At 66.6% G+C, this 3,646-nt stretch carries 3 protein-coding genes; all 3 read right to left on the reverse strand.

The features are described 5' to 3' along the window. Positions 1-340 precede the first annotated feature (340 nt). From galK to galE, 3 genes are read right to left on the reverse strand one after another with little or no spacing between them, the layout of a single operon-like run. On the reverse strand, positions 341-1,447 hold the full coding sequence (galK, locus tag DLJ49_RS20885) for a galactokinase (protein ID WP_115395438.1): 1,107 nt from the start codon (positions 1,445-1,447) through the stop codon (positions 341-343). After that, entirely contained in the window at positions 1,444-2,499 is a 1,056-nt protein-coding gene (locus tag DLJ49_RS20890; RefSeq protein ID WP_115395439.1) for a UDP-glucose--hexose-1-phosphate uridylyltransferase, read from the reverse strand. Before DLJ49_RS20890 ends, galK begins: the two co-directional genes overlap by 4 nt. 2 nt (positions 2,500-2,501) lie before the next feature. Then, positions 2,502-3,509 (reverse strand): UDP-glucose 4-epimerase GalE, encoded by a 1,008-nt coding sequence (galE, locus tag DLJ49_RS20895; RefSeq protein ID WP_115395440.1) that lies wholly within the window; start codon positions 3,507-3,509, stop codon positions 2,502-2,504. Between the last annotated feature and the right edge of the window lie 137 nt (positions 3,510-3,646).

Consider the following 3,646-nt stretch of genomic DNA (forward strand, 5'->3'; position numbering starts at 1 on the left):
CCTGCGCTCCATACGCTGAAGGCACCCGACCCGAACATCACCATGAGGCCGTGACCTCGAAAAGGACCATGACCCCGGCACGGACGCAGAAACAGGCTTGACGAGGAACCGCAATTAAAGGGCCGATCCACATGGTCATCCGCTACGAGGTCTGACGACAAGCCTGCTGCCTGGCGTCCAAAACCGTATAGATTTCAAAACATGGGACGCTGATTCACCGCCGCCGAACAGAGGGCCGACAGGGCAGTTTCAAGTGCAGTTGCAGAATTCCCGTTCTGCTCCTGTTGCGCCGCTGACCTGGCCGGCGCGGGTATCCCGCGCTGCCAGGGCGTGGCGCGCTCTAGCTCAGGGAAAGCAGGCGCGCCTGGGGAAACGCAGCTTCGATTCCCTTACAGAACTCCACCGCCCGGTTCGCGGCGACCATGGCCACGACAGAGCCGCCGAAGCCGCCCCCGGTCAGGCGGGCACCCGCCGCACCCAGATCGAGCGCCCCGTTGACCAGTGCATCCACCTCCGGCACGGACACCGCGTAGTCGTCGCGCTGAGAGGCGTGGCTCTCGATCATGAGCCTCGCGAAACCGCTTGAATCGCCGGAGGAAAGCGCGTGCACCGCCTTCAGAACGCGCTGATTTTCCGTGATCACATGGCGCGCGCGTTCCGCGAGCGGAGAGTCGAGGCCGCCGACCCGGTCGAGGTCGGCAGGACCGAGATCGCCGAGGAATTCCACCCCGAGGGCCGCGCAGGCCGCGTTGCACTCTGCGACACGCGCGGCGTATCCATCCTCGGTCAGCTTGTGGCTGACGCCGGAGTGAATGACCGCCACGCGATACCGCCCAGGGAGCGCCACTTCCCGGTGGGTCAGCCGGCGCGTGTCGAGAAAGAGCGCCCGTCCTGCCCGGCCGACGGAGACCACGAACTGGTCCATGATCCCGCACGGCATGCCGACGAAGTGGTTCTCGACGCGCCGGGCCTCAAGCGCGGCCTCGACTGGGTCGAGGGGCTTGCCCTTCAGGCCATGCAGGGCGCGCAGCGTGCAGACCTCGATCGCCGCGGAGCTGGAGAGCCCGGCTCCGACCGGGAGATTGCTGGCGATCATCGCGCGGAGCCCCGTTTCTGCCGCGATGTCGCGTGCAGCGGCCGCGACGCAGCCGAGGACGTAGTCGCTCCACGCCCCGCTCGCGCGATCCTCGATGCACCGGTCTTCCTCGTCCTCGAAGCTTTCGCTCGCCAGCCGGATCCTGCCCGGGCGCCCGCCGGGCCCGATGGCGATCGCCGTCCCCAGCGCGAGCGGCATCGGCAGGACGTAGCCGCCGTTGTAGTCCGTATGCTCTCCCAGCAGATTGACCCGTCCCGGCGCGAAGGCGAGCGCCCCGGGCGCCGTTCCGAAACGCTCCTCGAAGGCGCGGGCCGCGCGGGCCTTCAGGCCGTCGGCGATGTCCTCTGTCATGCCGAGTTCCCCGCGGCCTTGAAGTGATCGGTGTCGGACACGGCCGACAGCTGTCGGGCTGCCCGTTCCGCCGTCAGGTCGCGCTGCGCCTCTGCCAGCATCTCGTATCCAACCATGAACTTTCGCACTCTCGCCGAGCGCAAAAGCGGCGGATAGAAATGCGCGTGTAGCTGCCAGTGCGTGTAGTCGCCCGGTGTCGTAGGCGCGCCATGCCATCCCATTGTATATGGGAACTCGGTCTCGAAGAGATTGTCATAGCGGGTGCAAAGCCGCTTCAGAATGTCGGCCAGCGCGTCGCGTTCATCGTCCGCAAGATCGATCAGGCGCAGCACGTGCCTGCGCGGCAGGAGCAGCGTTTCGAACGGCCAGGTCGCCCAGTAGGGCACCACGGCGATCCAGTGCGCGTTTTCGACGACCGTCCGCTCGCCCAACCCGGCCTCGCGCGCGGCATAGGTCACGAGCAGGTTCGCACCGGTCCCGGCGAGATGGCGCGCCTGCGCCCGGTCTTCACGCAGGACCTCGTTGGGCAGGAAGTCCGATGCCCAGATCTGGCCGTGAGGATGCGGGTTGGAACAGCCCATCGCCGCGCCCTTGTTCTCGAAGATCGCGACCCAGTCGTAAGCCTGGCCGAGTTCTTCCAACTGGTCGGTCCAGAGATCGACGACCTGACGGATCTCGTCTTGTGCCAGCTCCGGCAGCGTCAGGTCGTGGCGGTCGGAAAAGCAGATCACCCGGGCTGTCCCCCGGACGCCCCGGCTCCGGAACAGCGGGTCGTCGTCATCGACCGTCTCGGGCGTCTCCGGCAGGAGAGCCGGGAAATCGTTCTCGAAGACGAAGGTACCCCGGTAGTCCGGATTGCGCGCCCCGCCGGCCCGCGTGTTGCCCGGACACAGGTAGCAGCTGTCGTCCCGGGGTGGCCGACGGTCCGCGGCCGTGCCTTCGCGCTGGCCCTGCCACGGGCGTTGCGTGCGGTGCGGCGAGACCAGCACCCATTCCTCCCGAAGCGGGTTGTAGCGGCGGTGCGGTCGGGTCGCGGGATCGTCGCTTGCCATGCTCAGCCCTTTCCGTTCCGCGCAAAGGGGCCGTAGCCCGGCGCGGCGTGCCACGCCCACGCCGAGGCGAGGATCGCGTCCAGTTCGACGAACTCGGGCGTCCAGCCGAGTTCTCGTTTCGCCCGGGAGCTGTCGGCAACAAGGACCGCCGGATCGCCCTCGCGCCTCGGACCGATGCGAAACGGGATCTCGCGCCCCGTCACCTTCGCCGCGGCGTCAAGGACCTCTCGCGTCGTGAAGCCCGCGCCGTTGCCAAGATTGAAGGCATGCGTGCCCGCGTTGGCCTCCATCCAGTCCAGCGCGCGCAGGTGGGCCGAGGCGATATCACGCACGTGGATGTAGTCGCGGATGCAGGTGCCGTCGCGGGTTTCGTAGTCGTCGCCGAAAACGTCCAGCGCATCACGTTCCCCGAGTGCTGCCAGGAGGACATTCGGGATCAGGTGTGTCTCGGGATCGTGGGCTTCGCCGATACCGCCCGAGGGGTCGGCGCCGGCCGCGTTGAAATACCGGAAGCTGACCGCTCGCATCCCGAAGGCGCGCGCGTAGTCGGCGAGCACCTGCTCCATCATCCATTTCGAACGGCCATAGGGGCTGATGGGCGCCTTCGTATGGGATTCCGCGATCCGGTCGGTGACCGGATTTCCGTAGACGGCCGCCGTTGAGGAGAAAACGAAGCGGTCCACCCCGGCGGTGCGCATCGCGTCCAGAAGGTTCAGCGTGCCCAACAGATTGTTCCGGTAGTAGCGATCGGGATGGGAAACGGACTCGCCCACGGCGATCAGGGCCGCGAAATGGTAGACGGCATCGAAATCATGCGCCCCGAAGACGGCATCGAGCGCGGCGCGATCCAGAAGGTCTCCCTGTTCCAGGGGCACGCCGGGGATCGCTGCCGCGTGGCCTTGCGATAGATTGTCGAAGACGACGACCTCGAAGCCGGTCTCCTTGAGGAGACGCACCATGTGCGATCCGATATAACCTGCGCCGCCGCAGACGAGCACCTTGCCGGTCATGTATCCGTTTCCCTTGAGCCCGCCTTATTCATCGAAATCGGGGGTAATGGCTGGCGTGCCCGCGAAAGCTCTGTAGAATCAAGTTGCTACACCAAGTCCGACAGCAGCCCTCGGAGCACGCCATGGGTGAAACGCTA

Origin of the sequence: Rhodovulum sp. 12E13, assembly GCF_003340565.1 — a bacterium.
GTDB lineage: Bacteria > Pseudomonadota > Alphaproteobacteria > Rhodobacterales > Rhodobacteraceae > HLUCCA09.